Source organism: Streptomyces sp. NPDC096310, from assembly GCF_044763125.1.
Taxonomy (GTDB): domain Bacteria; phylum Actinomycetota; class Actinomycetes; order Streptomycetales; family Streptomycetaceae; genus Streptomyces.
In genome coordinates, this window is the sequence record NZ_JBIWFO010000007.1 from 41343 (window position 1) to 56590 (window position 15248).

The window sequence follows — 15248 nt, forward strand, 5'->3', positions numbered from 1 at the left end:
AACAGGGTGGGGGACACCGAACGATGCGCGCACTGCGGACACTGCTGATACTCGTCGTGGTCTTCGGCGGGCTCTTCGTCGCCGCCGACCGGGTCGCCGTGTACTTCGCCGAGGACCAGGTGGCGAGCAAGATCCGCTCCAGCCAGGGGCTCGGCTCCGACCCGAAGGTCTCCATCAACGGGTTCCCCTTCCTGACCCAGGTGGTGAACACCTCCCTGGACGACGTCGAGGTCAGCCTCGACGGGGTCAGCGCCAGCGCCGACGGACAGGCGGTCCGGGTGACCGAGGTCAGGGCGGAGCTGAAGGACGTGAAGTTCGACAGCAGCTTCTCGACCGCGACCGCCGCGACCGCCACCGGCTCGGCGCGGATCTCGTACGCGGACCTGACGGGCTCGGCGCCGCACGGCGCCACGGTCGGGTACGCGGGCGCCGAACGCGCGGCCAAGGGGCAGGTCAAGCTCTCGGGCCCGATGGGCGAGGTGCTGGACGGCGCGGGCATCGACATCCCCGCCGCCTTCAAGTCGCTGCTGGACGGCAAGGACCTCACCGCGTACAGCACGGTCTCGCTGGTCGACGGCGACACGGTCCGGCTGAAGGCGGCGACGCTGCCAGAGCTGTACGTGCCGGGTGCGGAGCAGCGGATGCGGGACGTGGTCGACTACGACCTGAAGATCGACGGGCTGCCGTCGAGCATCAGGCTCGACAAGGTCACGGCGACGGAGACGGGCCTGAGCTTCTCCGGTACGGGGACGGACGTCTCCCTGGCCGGCTAGTGCGGCCCTCGGCCGGATGGTGAGACAGCCGTGTCCGCTCCCCAGACCGCATCCGGCCGGGGCCGGAGCCGCCGCGGGCCGCCGCGCCCGGCCCGGCACCGCGTACCGCCATCCGGTCCCACATCGTGGATGATCGTGTCTTGCCATATGACACACCGGTGACATGACCGCCCGGTCGTCCCTACGATCGGACCCATGCAGTGCTTTATCGGCGGTCTCCCTCAGCGGGGACAGGCGGACCTCACGAAGCGGCGGGCAGTAGACCTGTGCCGCGTCGCCGCCATGCTCTGTCGCACTGTCTGAGCGGGACGGGACGTTCACGTTCCGGTATCCCCGACCCCGGCTTACCCGGGCCCTTCGAGCGCTCTCAGGGCCACCCGCGCGGCAGCGCGGTCGAGCCGGCCCCCTCGCATCACCTCGCAGCACACTGCCCGCCGCACACTGCCCGGAGGAGAAAAGCATGAGCCGCAGCGACGTTCTGGTCGACGCCGACTGGGTCGAGGCCCACATCGACGATCCGAAGGTTGTCATCGTCGAGGTCGACGAGGACACCTCGGCCTACGACAAGAACCACATCACGAACGCCGTCAGGATCGACTGGAAGAGCGACCTCCAGGACCCGGTCCGCCGTGACTTCGTCGACCAGGAGGGCTTCGAGAAGCTCCTGTCGGCCAAGGGCATCGCCAACGACGACACCGTCATCCTCTACGGCGGCAACAACAACTGGTTCGCTTCTTACGCGTACTGGTACTTCAAGCTGTACGGCCACGACTCCGTCAAGCTCCTCGACGGCGGCCGCAAGAAGTGGGAGCTGGACTCCCGCGACCTGGTCGAGGCCGTCCCGACCCGCGCGGCCACCACGTACAAGGCGAAGGCCCAGGACACCTCGATCCGCGCCTTCCGTGACGACGCGGTCGCCGCGATCGGCACGCAGAACCTGGTCGACGTCCGCTCGCCCGACGAGTTCAGCGGCAAGCTGCTCGCCCCGGCGCACCTGCCGCAGGAGCAGTCGCAGCGTCCGGGCCACATCCCGTCCGCGCGCAACATCCCGTGGTCGAAGAACGCCAACGACGACGGCACCTTCAAGTCGGACGACGAGCTGAAGGAGCTGTACGCGCAGGAGCAGGTCGACCTGGCGAAGGACACCATCGCGTACTGCCGTATCGGTGAGCGCTCCGCGCTCACCTGGTTCGTCCTGCACGAGCTGCTCGGTGTCGACAACGTCAAGAACTACGACGGTTCGTGGACCGAGTACGGCTCGCTCGTCGGCGTGCCGATCGAGCTCGGCGCCAACAAGTAATCACGCCCCGACCCGGAGGACTGAACAACATGTGTGGAGCACAGGCCGGCGGCCCCGACGCTTCGACGATCAAGCCCGGTGAGACCACCATCCAGGGTTCCGTGACCCGCGACGGCGAGCCCGTCACGGGTTACGTACGCCTGCTGGACTCGACCGGCGAGTTCACCGCGGAGGTCCCGACCTCGGCGACAGGACAGTTCCGCTTCTACGCGGCCGAGGGCACCTGGACGGTGCGCGCCCTCGTCCCCGGCGGCTCGGCGGACCGTACGGTCGTCGCGCAGACCGGCGGCCTCTCCGAGGTCGCGATCGCGGTCTGAGGGCCTGGGGCTCGCGCACGCGCCGAAGGGCCGCATCCCGGTGGACGGACCGGGATGCGGCCCTTCGGCGTGTGCGGCCCTTCGGCGTACGTCATGCGCGTGCTTCATCACATTCCGTTACGTTCCGGTCGGTCCGTCCGCGTCGTACGCTGAAGATATGTACGCGCGACGCCGTCGCCGGTATTTCCTGCTCATGGGCGGATGTCTGTTCCTCTTCGTCTCCGCCGGGGCCTTCGTACGCATCTGGTCGGTCCCCGCGGCCATCGCGCTCTGCGTGGTCGCCCTGCTGATCCCGCCGGTCGCCGCCATCGTGGGCAACACGCGCGACAAGGACGACCGCTGGTGGGACGAGCCGCCGGAGGGCCACGAGAACGACGAGAACGACCGGTGGCTGGAGGAACTGGAACGCCGGAACCGCCCGTAGCTCCCGGAGCACACGGCAGGTCGGCTGGAGGCGACCCTCCTTCCCGCGTCGGTGGCACGAGCCGCGCCACGAACGAGCGAGTTCAGTGGTGACGGTCGTGCCGTTCTTCATTGAAGAGGGAGCGCAACCGGGCCGGGCAGCACCGAGAACTCGTTGCCGTCGGGATCGGTCATCGTCACCGCGCCGGTCTGGTCCTGGCCGGTGCCGGTCCGGGTCGCCCCCAGGGAGACGAGACGGTCGATCTCCGATCGCTGGTCACCGCCGACGGGCGGCGCGAGGTCGAAGCGCAGCCGGCTCCTGCCGGTCCGGGGAGTCAGCGGCGGGCCGCCCCAGGTGATCTTCGGGCCGCCGTGCGGTGAGCGGATGGCGGTCTCCTGGTCCTGGTCCCAGACCAGGGGCCGGCCCAGCGCCTCGCTCCAGAAGTACCCGACCTCCTGCGAACCGTCGCACGCGAGCGCTCCGACGAATCCGCAGTCGGCGAGGAAGTTGTTGCCCGGCTCGATGACGCAGTACTCGTTGCCCTCGGGGTCGGCGAGCACGACGTGGCCCTCCTCCGGGAGCTGACCGATGTCGATGTGCCGTCCGCCGAGCCCGAGCGACCTGGCCACCGTCTCCCGCTGGTCGTCGAGCGAGGTGCTCGTCAGGTCGAAGTGCATCAGGTTCGGGCCCGACTTCGGCTCCTCGGTGGGGAGGAAGCGGATCCGGAACCCGGTGTCGTCGTTCGGCAGGAGCGTGCTGCCGCCGGAGGGGTCGCCGGATGTCTCCCAGCCCAGGACACCGGCCCAGTAGCGCGCGAGAAGGGGCGGGTCGTTCGCGTCGAAGCACAGTGCGTGGAGGTGAGACGTCATCCCTAGGGTCCCCGTTCGAGAAGGCTCGCGTCCAGGTGGTGGCTGGAGCCTGCCCAGACGGCGTCACCCGGTCAACTCATTAACGGTCCACAGGCTGTGGGACGGTCCACCGGCTGTGGCTGCCGGTAGCCGTCGGCGCCGGACGGCAGACGCCGGTCAGTAGACGAGCGCCTGGACGCCGTTCGCCATGATCTCGCTGACGAAGACCTGCGCGCCGGCGATCCGTACCCCGTCCAGTACGTCCTTCTCCGTGATGTCCCGCCGGGCCGCGCACTGCGTGCACAGCGTGATCGACCCCGCCGCCTGGATCGACTCGATCAGCTCGGGCAGCGGCGCGGCATGCGGCAGTTCGAACTCGGCGGCGCGCCCCGGCAGCGCGAACCACGCCGACTCGCCGGTCAGCCACAGCGACACCTCCACCCCACTGGCCACGGCGACCGCGGCCACCGTGAAGGCCTGGGAGCAGCGCTCGGGGGCGTCGGCCCCGGCGGTCACTTTGATCACGAGCTTCTTGGCGTTCTCGGCGGATTGCATGTGCCGAATCGTAATCCGCCGCGCTGCAACCTCCCGGCGTCCTGGCGGGTCGGATCTGTGCGCGGGTAACGGAACCCGCGCCTCAGGTCTCTTGGGGGACTCTTGTGGAAGCACAGCCGGTTTCAGCGGCTTTACCGGCCCGAAGACGCGGCCGTACGGCCCTGTTGATCGCCGTGGCGGCCGTACTCGGCCTCGTCGGCGGCACGGCCACGGGGTACGCGATCCAGGCCGACCGCCCGCCGACGCCCCTGCCGACGCTCGCCCAGCCGGGGCTCGCGTACCCGGCGAGGCCGCTGCCCGCGGGGGAGGCGGCGAAGCCGCTCTCCGCCGAGGAGGACAACCAGGTCAGGACGGACGGCGATCTGCGCGAGCTGCTGATCGACAGGCCGGCCGGGGCACGAGAGATCGCGCCGGAATGGCTCGACGACGGCTGGGTGCCGATCAGGTCCTACGCCCAGTACTTCGAGGGCGGCGGCTACGCGTTCTCCTCGGCGCTGGACAACGGCCTCCGCCGGGTCGCCGGTACGGCCTGGACCGGAAGCGGCGACCGGCAGGGGAACGTCGTTCTGGCCCAGTACCGGCCGAGCGTCGACACGCACGCCACCGCCGCCTTGGAGGTGCTGCCCTGGGGGATGATCGCGCGCTCCGGCTCCGGCAACCCCGTCGAGGGCACCGCCAAGGGCCGCTACTACGTCTACGACGCCGGTGACCGGACGCCTCTGCGGTACCGCGCGTACGCCGCCGCGCACCGGGGCGATGTGCTGGTCAAGATCCAGCTCGTCGACAGCAGGCCGATCGGCGAGAAGGACATCCGGACACTGATCGAGGACCAGGTGGAGCGCCTGTGAACGACCGTCGCACCCATCGGTTCCTCGGGACCGCACTGCCCGCTCTCCTGGTCGCCGGGGCCCTCGGCGGCGGGTTCGCGTTCATCAAAGCCACCGTCGACGGGGCGGACCGGAGCGCTTCCACCCGGGTGTGGGCGGAGAACCGGGCCAAGCCGGCCAAGGACCCCGCCGGGCCCATCGGCAGAGGCCGCGCCGACAGCGACCTGACCCGGAAGCTGCTGCCGGTGCCGCCGGGCTACGTGCTCGGACCCGACATCGGCGCGTACGGAAACGACGCCGAGCTGACCGCCGACCGGTCGACCGAGATGATGAAGGCGGCCGCGGACGACCACGACGCTCCGGCCGCCGTACGCCGGCAGGTGAACAAGGAGATCGACCGGATGAGGATGGAGGGGGTCGCGCTCCGCTCGTACACCTTCCCCGGAAGCGGGCTCACCGTTGACGTGTCCCTCATCGCGGTCAAGGACGCGTACGTCGCCCGCCGCTGGTACGAGGACGGGTCACAGCGCTCGGACGGGGAGCGCGAGGGGCCGGTCATCGAGGGCCGGAAGAACGCCTCGTGCTCCGTACAGACCGAGGAGTCCGAGAGCGAGGGGACGCCCGACATCGGGACCATGACCTGCCTGGCGTACGAAGGTGACCTGCTTGTCATCGTGGTCGCGCAGGGCATGCCGCTCCAACAGTCCACCGTCGCCGAACTGGTCAAGGGCCAGCTCGACCGCATCGCCGCCCCGGGGGAGAGCGCATGACCGAGCAGACCGCCTCTCCCGCCGAGGACGCGTCCTCCCCGGCGCCGTCCGCCCCCGCCCAGGCCCCCCGCCCGCCCCGTCGCGTGTTGCGCGCGATCGCCCGCTGGGCCGTCGCCGGGGCCGTGTTCGCCGGGGTCGGTACCGGTGCGGCGTTCGGTGTCAGCGGGATGGAGCGCACCGGTCTCCCCGGGCTCTCGACGCACGGCGACGGACGGTGGGACTACCCGGAGCTGTCGTTGCCCGCCCTGCCGGTCGGCTCACCGCGCCCCTTCAACCCGGAGAACGCGGGCGAGATCCACCACGCCGACCTGCGGGCGCTGCTGCTCCGGGCCCCTGCCGGTGCCACGCCGGACAAGACGCTGACCGGCGGCTGGGTGAGTACGGAGCGGTATCTGTCCGAGTACGCGCCCGGACAGCGCGCCGCGCTTTCGGTGCTGCTGGACGACTTCGCCGTACGGCACATCGCCGCCCGGGGCTGGACGATGCCGGACGGCACCGTCTCCAGGGTCTACCTGCTGCGGTTCCCGTCGTCCGGCCTTGTGGCCGGCTTCAAGCACGGCGCGGTGCTCGGAAGCGGTGTGGGCAGGTCGGTGGCCGCCGCGCCCGGCGCCGAGCTGGACGAGTCCTGGCCGGACCCGCCGCCCGGCTCCGAGATGTTCGTCAGTACGGACGTCTACGCCGAGCCCGAGCCGTACGGCCCGACGCAGGCCCGGCACGCGTATGTCGCGGCGGGGGACACGATCGGGCTGATCGTCCAGGAGCGGAAGGGCGGCACCCCCGCCGTGCCCTTCCACCAGACCGTGGTGCTCCAGAGCCAGCTCCTCGGCTGAGCCCGGCTGAGCCCGGCTGAGCCCGGCCGAGCACGGTCGCGTTCGGCGGGCGGCGGGCGGGCCCCGTACGCCCACCGGCGCACCTCGGCGAGAGGGCCGGTGCCCCACCCATTAGGCTGGGGCCCGGCCGTACCGCGTCATACCGTTCATCCGAGGAGCACCCCGTGCTTGAGGCTTTCTTCACTACCCTGCTGGTCCTCGTCTGTGTCGGCGTGCTCGCCTTCACCGGTCTGGCCGTGAAGAAGCTGTACCAGGGCCAGCGCTGATGATCGAGATCCCGTCCGACCTGCACCCGGACCTCGTCCCGCTCGTCTTCCTGCTCGGTGACTGGGAAGGCGTCGGCGTCTTCGACTTCCCCGGTGAGGAGAAGGCCAACTTCGGCCAGGAGGTCTCCTTCAGCCACGACGGCCGGGACTTCATCGAGTACGTGTCGCACACCTGGGCGCTCGACGCCGAGGGCAAGAAGGTCCGGCCGATCGAGTCCGAGTCCGGTTTCTGGCGCATCGACAAGGACCGCAAGGTCGAGGTCGTCATGGTGCGCGACCAGGGCGTCGTCGAGGTCTGGTACGGCGAGCTGGGCGACCAGAAGCCGCAGATCGACCTGGTGACCGACGCGGTGGCCCGTACGGCGGCCTCCGGTCCCTACAGCGGGGGCAAGCGGCTCTACGGCTACGTCAAGGGCGACCTGATGTGGGTGGGCGAGAAGTCGACGCCGGACGTGCCGCTGCGGCCGTACATGTCGGCGCACCTGAAGAAGACCGTGAGCCCGGAGCAGGTCGCCGAGTGGGCCAAGGACCTCGGTGACCTCCCGGACGACGGCATCGCCTTCTTCAAGTAGCCCCGGGCCCCCGGTCCCCGACAAGCTCCATCCGGGCCGCCGCCGCGCCTGCCTACACTGGGGGCGTGGTGAGCACCGACTGGAAGAGCGATCTGCGGCAGCGCGGCTACCGGCTGACCCCTCAGCGCCAGCTTGTCCTCGAAGCCGTCGACTCCCTCGAACACGCGACGCCCGACGACATCCTCTGCGAGGTGCGCAGGACCGCCTCCGGGGTGAACATCTCCACGGTCTACCGGACCCTGGAGCTGTTGGAGGAGCTGGGCCTCGTCTCGCACGCCCACCTCGGGCACGGCGCCCCGACGTACCACCTGGCCGACCGGCACCACCACATACACCTGGTGTGCCGGGACTGTACGGAGGTGATCGAGGCGGACACCGAGGTCGCGGCCGAGTTCACCGCGAAGCTGCGGAACGACTTCGGCTTCACGACGGACATGAAGCACTTCGCGATCTTCGGCCGCTGCCGGGAGTGCACGGCCGCCGCGGCCGCCTCCGCCGGATCCGGCACCTCCCCCGGATCCGGATCCGGCTCCGCCGCGGGAACAACGACGGGCCCGGCCGAGTCGTAGGCTTCATGACTATGCAGCGACATTCGACCACCAGCCCTCTCCTCGCCCTGCCCGGAGCCGTCGCGGCCGAAGGCCAGGACGAAGGCGTCGCCGCGCACTACGGCGATCTCTTCCGTGAGCAGCGCGCCCTCGCCGACGGCACCGGCTTCGTCGACCTCTCGCACCGCGGCGTCGTCACCGTCACCGGCGAGGACCGGCTCAGCTGGCTGCATCTGCTGATCACCCAGCACGTCACGGAGCTGCCCGCGGGCCGGGCCACCGAGGCGCTGATCCTCTCCGCGACCGGCCATGTCGAGCACGCGCTGTATCTCGTGGACGACGGCGTGACGGTCTGGGCGCATGTCGAGCCGGGGACCCAGGAGGCCCTGGTGGGCTATCTGGAGTCGATGAAGTTCTTCTACCGGGTCGAGGTCGCGGACCGTACCGACGACTTCGCACTCGTCCACCTCCCGGCCGGCTCCATCGCCCCGGTGCCGGAGGGCGTCGTCGTACGGGAGACCCCGCACGGCCGGGATCTCTTCCTGCCGCGCGCCGAGCTGACCGCGTACGCGGAGCGGCACGGCCCGCCGGCCGGGATCCTGGCGTACGAGGCGCTGCGCGTCGAGGGCCACCGGCCGCGGCTCGGCTTCGAGACCGACCACCGGACCATCCCGCACGAGCTGGGGTGGATCGGCGGCGCGGTCCACCTCGACAAGGGGTGCTACCGGGGCCAGGAGACCGTGGCCCGCGTCCAGAACCTGGGGAAGCCGCCGCGCCGGCTGGTCTTCCTGCACCTCGACGGCAGCGATGTCCACCTTCCGGGGCACGGCACTCCGGTGCGGCTCGCGGCGGACGGCCCCGAGGGGCGCCAGCTCGGGTTCATCACCACCTCGGCCCGCCACCACGAGCTGGGGCCGATCGCGCTGGCGCTGGTCAAGCGCAATGTGCCGGTGGACGCGCCGCTGCTGGCGGGGGACACGGCGGCGGCCCAGGAGGTCGTGGTCGAGCCGTAGGACGTACGGGTCCCGTAGCTACGGGTTGTTCCGTAGCCCGCCCCGTACGGGTCCCGCAACGCGTCCCGTACGGATCAGAAGTCCAGCAGCACCGTGAACGGGCCGTGGTTCGTGAGCGAGACACGCATCTCCGCTCCGAACCGGCCCGTCTCCACCTTCGCCCCCAGCTCGCGCAGGCGCGCCACCACCGCGTCGACCAGCGGTTCGGCCACCGGACCTGGCGCGGCGGCGTTCCAGGTGGGGCGGCGGCCCTTCCGGGCGTCCCCGTAGAGAGTGAACTGCGAAATCACCAGGAGCGGGGCGTTCACCTCCGAACAGGACTTCTCGCCCTCCAGCATCCGAATCGACCAGAGCTTGTCGGCGAGCCTCCGCGCCTGCTCGACCGTGTCCTCGTGGGTGACTCCCACCAGCACACACAGCCCTTCGCCGACGATCTCGCCGACGGTTTCCGTCCCGTCCCCGGTCACGGCGAGGACGCTCGCGCCGTCGACTCTCTGCACCACTGCTCGCATACGGACCAACCTATCGGGGGCCGAACGGGTGCAGAGCGCCCCCATACCCGGCGGCAGGAGTGGCACGATGCACGGAGGCGGTGAGCGGCAGGCACCCGTCGAGGGATGGGGGTTCCCAGCGGTGTGCGGGACGGGGTCTCCCCAGCGGAGTGAGGGGAAGTACGCGCGATGAGCACATCGAGCACATCGGGAGCCGGGCAGCCGCCCGGTACCGTACCGGCGACCCGTACGACCAGCGGGGTCGGCAGTGGCGGACCCGTGGCCGGCGGCGAGGGGGCGCTGCCCGCGCCCCGGCCGTACGACTTCAGCGTTCTGCGGCTGCCCGAACTGCGCGCGCTGCGCCGGGACTCGCACCGCGACGAGGGGGACCTCAGCTATCTGCGGCGGCTGCTCCAGGGCCGTATCGACATCCTGCGCGCCGAGTTGGCGCGTCGTACGGCGCCGGAGACCCCGGTGCTCGACCGGCTCTCGGAGATCCTCACCGACGCCCCGTCGCGCCATCGCAGCTCCGCCCGGCACGTCACGCTCTCCACGCCGCGCAGCCCGGAGTACCGGGCGCTGGCCGCGGAGACGCTGGCGGAGGTGGAGCTGTCGGACCTGGACGCGCGTACGGACGAGGAGTTGCACGCGGCGATGGGGCGGCTGGTCCGCAACGAGCGGCAGCTCTCGCGCCGCCGTCACCAGCTTCAGCGGACCGCGGACGATTGCAGCGCGGAGATCGCGCGCAGGTACCGTGAAGGCGAAGCACAAGTGGACGACCTGCTCATGTAGTGGAGGGGCGTCCGTTCGCGCGTGGGTGGGGCCCCTCCTGCCCTCCCGCCCTTCCGGAAGGCCGAGGATGACCTCCAGCACGCCCAGCAGCATGTCCACCGCGGTCGGTAGCGGCGCCCCCCGTACCGGTACGCGGGCGGAGTCGCCCGTTCTCGCCGAGGTCGTACGGTCCGGCTTCGTCGAGGGGCGCCACCGCGGCTCGATGGTGCTGCTCGCGGCGGACGGTACGGTCGAACTGGAGCTGGGCGACGCGGAGGCGCCGGTCTTCCCGCGCTCCAGCAACAAGCCGATGCAGGCGGCGGCCGTACTGCGGGCCGGGCTCGAACTCTCCGGCGAGCGGCTCGCGCTGGCCGCCGCGAGCCATTCCGGGGAGGGCTTCCACCTCGACCTCGTCCGGACGATGCTCACCGAGTACGGGCTGACCCCCGACGCCCTCCAGACCCCGCCGGACCTGCCGCTCGATCCGGTGGAGGCGGAGTCGTACCTCGCCGCGGGCGGGGTGCGCGAGCGGATCGTGATGAACTGCTCCGGCAAGCACACGGCGATGCTCGCCGCCTGTGCGCTCAACGGCTGGCCCACGGAGAGCTATCTCGACCCCGCCCACCCCTTGCAGCGGCTCGTGCTGACGGTGGTCGAGGAGGCGGCCGGGGAACGCGTCCCCACGGTCGGTACGGACGGCTGCGGCGCCCCGCTGATGGCTCTCAGCCTCACCGGACTCGCCCGCTCCTTCCGCCACTTCGTCCTCGCGGCGCCGGCGACGGCCGAGGGGCGCGTCGCGGAGGCGATGCGCGCGCACCCCGAGTACGTGGCGGGTACGCGCCGCTCCGACACCTGGCTGATGCGGGAGGTGCCGGGGACGCTCTCGAAGATGGGCGCGGAGGCGGTCCAGGCGGTGGCGCTGGCGGACGGCCGCGCGCTCGCCTTCAAGATCGACGACGGTGGGGCGCGGGCGCTGGGGCCGGTTCTGGCGCGGGCGCTCCAGCTCCTGGGCGTGGAGGCGGAGGTGCTGGGCCGGATCGGCCGGGCGCCGCTGCTGGGCGGGGGCGCGGAGGTCGGAGCGGTACGCGCGGCCTTCTGAGCCTCGCGGGCTGAACCGCGCGGACGGCGCGTACGGGCGGGAAATCCGGATGCGGTGGCGGGGCGGCTGCGCCTAGCGTGCGGACCATGAGTATCGAGGTCCGTACTGTCACCGAGGCCGGCTTTCCCGACTGGAACCGCGCCCTGAACACCGGTTTTCTGCGGACTCCGACCGACCCGGACGAGACGGTGGAGTGGCGGCGCGCGCGGGCCGATCTCTCCCGCACCCAGGGCGCGTTCGAGAACGGGCGGTGCGTCGCGACGTTCCGTTCCTTCACCCAGGAGCTGACGGTGACCGGCGGCGCGGTGCTGCGCGCCGACGCGGTCTCGAACGTCACCGTCTCGCCCACCCACCGCAGGCGCGGGCTGCTCTCCCGGATGATGGGCGCCGATCTGGCGCGGGCGAAGGAGCGCGGGGACACCGTCGCCACGCTGATCGCCGCCGAGTACCCGATCTACGGCCGGTACGGCTTCGGGCCCGCCGCCTCGACCACCGAGTGGGCCGTCGACGTGGCGCGTTCGGGGCTCGACCCGCGCTGGGCGGGACCGGGTGCCGAGGACGGCGGCGGCCGGATCGACCTGGTCGACGGTTCGGACGTACGGAAGCTCGGGCCCGAGCTGCACGAGCGCTTCCGGGCGCGGCAGCCGGGCGCGGTCGACCGGGACGAGCGCTGGTGGGGCGCGTTCACCGGGCAGACGGCCACCGGACTCCCGTGGACGGAGCCGTACTACGCCGTGTACCGCTCGGCGTCGGGCGAGGTGGAGGGGCTGGTCACCTACGCGGCCGACGGCGTCTGGGGCGACTCCAAGCAGCCGCTGAACACCGCGTCCGTACGGGATCTGACAGCGCTGACCCCGGCGGCAGAGCGCGCGCTGTGGCGGTTCGTCTGCTCGATCGACTGGGTCACGACGGTCCGGACGGGCCATCGCGCGGCGGACGACCTGCTGCCGCACTTCCTGCCGGACCCGCGCGCGGCGCGGATCGTCACGCAGGCGGACTTCCTGTGGGTGCGGATCCTGGATGTCGTACGGGCCCTGGAGGCGCGTACCTACGGCGTCACCGGCACGCTGGTGCTGGAGATCCACGACGCGGCGGGCCTGGCGGGCGGGCGTTTCCGGCTGGAGGCGTCGCCGGAGGGCGCGAGCTGCGTACCGACGGCGGAGCCGGCCGGTCTGGCCCTGGACGTACGGGAGCTGGGTGCGCTGTACCTGGGGGAGGAGTCGGCGCTGCGGCTCGCCGCGCTGGGGACGGTGGAGGAGGAGCGGCCGGGGGCGGCGGCGGTGGCGGAGGCGCTGTTCCGTACGCCGCGGCGGCCGTGGTGCCCGGACGTCTTCTGAGCGGGCGGCCGGTCGGGGTGGCCGGCCGGGTCAGGGCGGTCAGGCCGGCCGGAGCGGTCAGGGCGGTCAGGGCGGTCGGGCCGGTCGGGGTGGGCTCGTGCGGGTGGTCAGCCGTGGCCGAGCCGGGTGACGAGCAGCGCCAGGACGGCGGCGCCGATCCCGGCACAGGTGGCGTTCCTGGCCTTGACGCCGAGGGTGAGCAGGAGGAGCGCGACGGTCCCGGCGGTACCGAAGCGCCAGTGCACGAGCTGGTCGAGCCCGATGCCGAGTGCGGAGGTGAGGAGCGCGGACACAGGCATGGCGGTCACTCCTTACGGCAAAGTTGGCTGCCAACTCGACATCAACTAATGAAGTTGTCCCGCCAAGTTGCGATCCGTAAACAAGTTCTCCGCTACAACTGCCGCGAGATGGCAGGAAGTTGTAACGTAGGGTCGTGACCTCTGAACAGGCTGCTGTGAACGGCGCCGGAAAGCCCACGCCGGAGGATGTGGCGGAGGCCCTGCGCGCCCGTATCGCCTCGGGCGACCTCGTGGCGGGTCAGGCCCTGCCCACGCAGAAGAACCTGGTGGCCGAGTTCGGGGTGCAGCGCGGGGTGGTCCGCCAGGCCCTGCGGCGCCTCCAGGACGACGGCCTGCTCACCGAGGCCACCCGCGGCGCGCCGCCCCGGATCGCCGGCCGCGGCGCCGCCGGACGGGCCGCCGCACGGCGGGGAGCGGCGGCGGGCGGCGACGAGAGTCCGCAGGAGACGATGGTCGCGCTGCGCCCGCGCATCATGGCGGCGTTCGAGGCCGACCATGTACGGATCGACGCCCTCTGTCTGACGGCCGAGTCGCTGAGCGCGGCCCTCGGGGAGCAGCGCCTGCGCATCCGCGACCGCGCCGCGCTGCCGGCGGGGAGCGGCGCGCCGGGCGCGGGCGCCCTGCCCGCCACCGTGACGGTCCGGGTGCTGCTGCCGAACCGCGACATCGAGCTGGCGTTCCCACGCTCCGTCTCCACGGCCGGCACGCGTCAGGACGAGAGCGACCTCGTCCACCAGCGCTGGCTCCAGCAGCGCAACGCGCACGGCACGGTCCTCGGGGACCATCTGATGGGGATGCGCTCGGCGGGCATCGACGTGGACGTGCGGTTCAAGGCGCTGCCGTTCACGCCGCCGGTGAAGCTGTACGTGCTCAACGGCGCGGAGGCGCTGTTCGCGTACTACAAGGTCACCGTGCGCGAGACGGAGATCCACCGGACGTCCGTCGAGATGTACGACGCGCTGGGGGACCGGTCGCCGCTGTTCTCGTTCGAGTCGGGGGCGCTGGCGGCGCAGCGCGACCACGCGTTCGTGGCGGAGTCGCAGGCGTGGTTCGACGCGCTCTGGGAGACGATCGCGACGGAGCTCGCGCTGGGGTGACGGCGCGAGAGGGACGGGCGGAGCCGTGTCGTACGGGTGTGGTTCGGGGCAGGATGTGATCCGGAGGCGCTGACGGTGCCCGGCCTCAGCCCCGATGGACGGAGCGACGTGAACGACTCGTACGCGGCCGACTGGTACGCGACCAACTCGTGCGCGGCCAACTCGTGCGCGGCCGAGGCGCCCGGCCTGCTCGGCGTGTCGGGCGCGGCCCCGGTGCGGTGTGTGCTCTTCGACTTCGACGGCCCCGTCTGCGCGCTCTTCCGTAACCATCCGGCGCCGGAGGTGGCCGCCCGTCTGCTCGCGGCGCTCCCCGGGGGGATCGCCCGCGCCGTGGGGACGGTGGACGGCGTCCCGGTCACCGATCCGCAGGCCCTGCTGCGCGCGGTGGGGGGAGCTGGTCCCGGGCGGCGCGCGGGTGGCCGAGCTGGAGGCGTGGCTGACGGAGGAGGAGATACGGGCGGCCGGGTCGGCCGTACCGACCAGGAACGCGGCGGAGCTGATACGGGCGCTGGCCGATGCCCGGGTCGCCCTCGCGATCACCACCAACAACTCGCCGAAAGCGGTCAGGCGCTACCTCGAACGGACCGGCCTGACCCGTTGCTTTGACGGGCATGTCTACGGGCGCCGGCTCGACCCGAGGCTGCTCAAGCCGCATCCGGACTGCCTGGAGCGGGCGCTGAAGTGGACGGGCACGACGGCTGCCGAGGCCGTGATGATCGGTGACGCGGAGGCGGACTTCCGCGCGGCGCGGCAGCTCGGGGTCCGTTTCCTCGGGTACGCGACGAGGGAGACGAAGAGCGCCGTGCTGTACGGGGCGGGGGCCCGGGTGGTCATGGACGAACTTCCCCACAACCTGGCGGAGTTGGCCGGACAAGTTGGCCAAGTCGACCAACTCTGAGGTTCCCGAGGGGCTCGGAGGGCCGGCGGGCGGGAATTCGCTGATCCGGGTTGGTGAAGATGGCGCCAACTTCACCCATGACGGCTTCCGGAGAGGTAGCTTCCGCACAGCGGCTCCACACACCGCACGCACACACCACCCACCACAGACACCACCCATCACAGACACCATCCGCACCACGGACACCCACGCTCAGGCACGCACCCCGCGTACATCAGAGGCACCACCAGCACC

Annotated in this window: 20 protein-coding genes; 16 read left to right on the forward strand and 4 right to left on the reverse strand. The window is 71.6% G+C overall.

The genetic code is table 11. The annotated features are described in order from the left end of the window. Window positions 1-23 precede the first annotated feature (23 nt). The 5 genes from ACIQ7D_RS16290 (at window position 24) to ACIQ7D_RS16310 (ending at window position 2814) form a co-directional block, all read left to right on the forward strand. Window positions 24-773: a DUF2993 domain-containing protein gene (locus tag ACIQ7D_RS16290; protein WP_403937995.1), complete on the forward strand. Its 750-nt coding sequence runs from the start codon at window positions 24-26 to the stop codon at window positions 771-773. Window positions 774-968: 195 nt separating this feature from the next. Further along, window positions 969-1076, forward strand: coding sequence for a putative leader peptide (locus ACIQ7D_RS16295; RefSeq protein WP_384999017.1), 108 nt, complete (start codon window positions 969-971; stop codon window positions 1074-1076). Window positions 1077-1233: 157 nt separating this feature from the next. Continuing rightward, window positions 1234-2073 (forward strand): sulfurtransferase, encoded by an 840-nt coding sequence (locus tag ACIQ7D_RS16300; RefSeq protein ID WP_403937997.1) that lies wholly within the window; start codon window positions 1234-1236, stop codon window positions 2071-2073. Window positions 2074-2102: 29 nt separating this feature from the next. Beyond that, a complete protein-coding gene (locus ACIQ7D_RS16305; protein ID WP_030590573.1) occupies window positions 2103-2390 on the forward strand; it encodes a DUF1416 domain-containing protein in 288 nt (95 codons plus the stop codon). Between the two features lie 106 nt (window positions 2391-2496). Then, the gene (locus tag ACIQ7D_RS16310; RefSeq protein WP_403938334.1) at window positions 2497-2814 is read left to right on the forward strand and encodes a DUF3099 domain-containing protein; all 318 of its coding nucleotides are present in this window, start codon (window positions 2497-2499) and stop codon (window positions 2812-2814) included. 107 nt (window positions 2815-2921) lie between these two features. Here the strand turns inward: ACIQ7D_RS16310 and ACIQ7D_RS16315 are convergent, their stop codons facing one another. Next, window positions 2922-3662, reverse strand: coding sequence for a VOC family protein (locus tag ACIQ7D_RS16315; RefSeq protein ID WP_403937999.1), 741 nt, complete (start codon window positions 3660-3662; stop codon window positions 2922-2924). Between the two features lie 156 nt (window positions 3663-3818). After that, entirely contained in the window at window positions 3819-4196 is a 378-nt protein-coding gene (locus tag ACIQ7D_RS16320) for a DsrE family protein (RefSeq protein WP_384999002.1), read from the reverse strand. A 173-nt stretch (window positions 4197-4369) separates the two neighbouring features. On the opposite strand from ACIQ7D_RS16320, the gene ACIQ7D_RS16325 reads away from it, so the two are divergent. The 6 genes from ACIQ7D_RS16325 to ACIQ7D_RS16350 all read left to right on the forward strand — a co-directional run bounded on the left by ACIQ7D_RS16325 (window position 4370) and on the right by ACIQ7D_RS16350 (window position 9022). Further along, the gene (locus ACIQ7D_RS16325; protein WP_403938000.1) at window positions 4370-5044 is read left to right on the forward strand and encodes a hypothetical protein; all 675 of its coding nucleotides are present in this window, start codon (window positions 4370-4372) and stop codon (window positions 5042-5044) included. Further along, window positions 5041-5793 carry a hypothetical protein gene (locus ACIQ7D_RS16330; RefSeq protein WP_403938002.1) on the forward strand — a complete coding sequence of 251 codons (753 nt, stop codon included), beginning with the start codon at window positions 5041-5043 and terminating at the stop codon, window positions 5791-5793. Before ACIQ7D_RS16325 ends, ACIQ7D_RS16330 begins: the two co-directional genes overlap by 4 nt. Continuing rightward, window positions 5790-6623, forward strand: coding sequence for a hypothetical protein (locus ACIQ7D_RS16335; protein ID WP_403938003.1), 834 nt, complete (start codon window positions 5790-5792; stop codon window positions 6621-6623). Before ACIQ7D_RS16330 ends, ACIQ7D_RS16335 begins: the two co-directional genes overlap by 4 nt. Before the next feature lie 265 nt (window positions 6624-6888). Beyond that, entirely contained in the window at window positions 6889-7461 is a 573-nt protein-coding gene (locus ACIQ7D_RS16340) for an FABP family protein (protein ID WP_403938005.1), read from the forward strand. 65 nt (window positions 7462-7526) lie between these two features. Next, window positions 7527-8030: a Fur family transcriptional regulator gene (locus tag ACIQ7D_RS16345; RefSeq protein WP_403938006.1), complete on the forward strand. Its 504-nt coding sequence runs from the start codon at window positions 7527-7529 to the stop codon at window positions 8028-8030. 11 nt (window positions 8031-8041) lie between these two features. Continuing rightward, window positions 8042-9022, forward strand: coding sequence for a YgfZ/GcvT domain-containing protein (locus ACIQ7D_RS16350; protein ID WP_403938007.1), 981 nt, complete (start codon window positions 8042-8044; stop codon window positions 9020-9022). Window positions 9023-9096: 74 nt separating this feature from the next. On the opposite strand, the gene dtd is transcribed toward ACIQ7D_RS16350, so the two are convergent. Beyond that, window positions 9097-9534: a D-aminoacyl-tRNA deacylase gene (gene dtd, locus ACIQ7D_RS16355; protein ID WP_403938009.1), complete on the reverse strand. Its 438-nt coding sequence runs from the start codon at window positions 9532-9534 to the stop codon at window positions 9097-9099. Between the two features lie 168 nt (window positions 9535-9702). Between dtd and ACIQ7D_RS16360 the strand changes: the two genes are divergently transcribed. The 3 genes from ACIQ7D_RS16360 to ACIQ7D_RS16370 all read left to right on the forward strand — a co-directional run bounded on the left by ACIQ7D_RS16360 (window position 9703) and on the right by ACIQ7D_RS16370 (window position 12720). After that, entirely contained in the window at window positions 9703-10305 is a 603-nt protein-coding gene (locus ACIQ7D_RS16360) for an ABC transporter substrate-binding protein (protein ID WP_403938011.1), read from the forward strand. 67 nt (window positions 10306-10372) lie between these two features. Then, window positions 10373-11383: an asparaginase gene (locus ACIQ7D_RS16365; protein WP_403938013.1), complete on the forward strand. Its 1011-nt coding sequence runs from the start codon at window positions 10373-10375 to the stop codon at window positions 11381-11383. 86 nt (window positions 11384-11469) lie between these two features. Continuing rightward, complete coding sequence (locus ACIQ7D_RS16370; protein ID WP_403938015.1) at window positions 11470-12720, forward strand: GNAT family N-acetyltransferase; 1251 nt, start codon at window positions 11470-11472, stop codon at window positions 12718-12720. A gap of 107 nt (window positions 12721-12827) precedes the next feature. On the opposite strand, the gene ACIQ7D_RS16375 is transcribed toward ACIQ7D_RS16370, so the two are convergent. After that, entirely contained in the window at window positions 12828-13019 is a 192-nt protein-coding gene (locus ACIQ7D_RS16375; RefSeq protein ID WP_385073907.1) for a hypothetical protein, read from the reverse strand. Between the two features lie 134 nt (window positions 13020-13153). Between ACIQ7D_RS16375 and ACIQ7D_RS16380 the strand changes: the two genes are divergently transcribed. Both ACIQ7D_RS16380 and ACIQ7D_RS16385 read left to right on the forward strand, forming a co-directional pair. Beyond that, window positions 13154-14116, forward strand: coding sequence for a winged helix-turn-helix domain-containing protein (locus ACIQ7D_RS16380; protein WP_403938017.1), 963 nt, complete (start codon window positions 13154-13156; stop codon window positions 14114-14116). Window positions 14117-14531: 415 nt separating this feature from the next. Continuing rightward, window positions 14532-15014 carry an HAD family hydrolase gene (locus ACIQ7D_RS16385; RefSeq protein WP_403938019.1) on the forward strand — a complete coding sequence of 161 codons (483 nt, stop codon included), beginning with the start codon at window positions 14532-14534 and terminating at the stop codon, window positions 15012-15014. The last annotated feature ends 234 nt before the right edge of the window (window positions 15015-15248 follow it).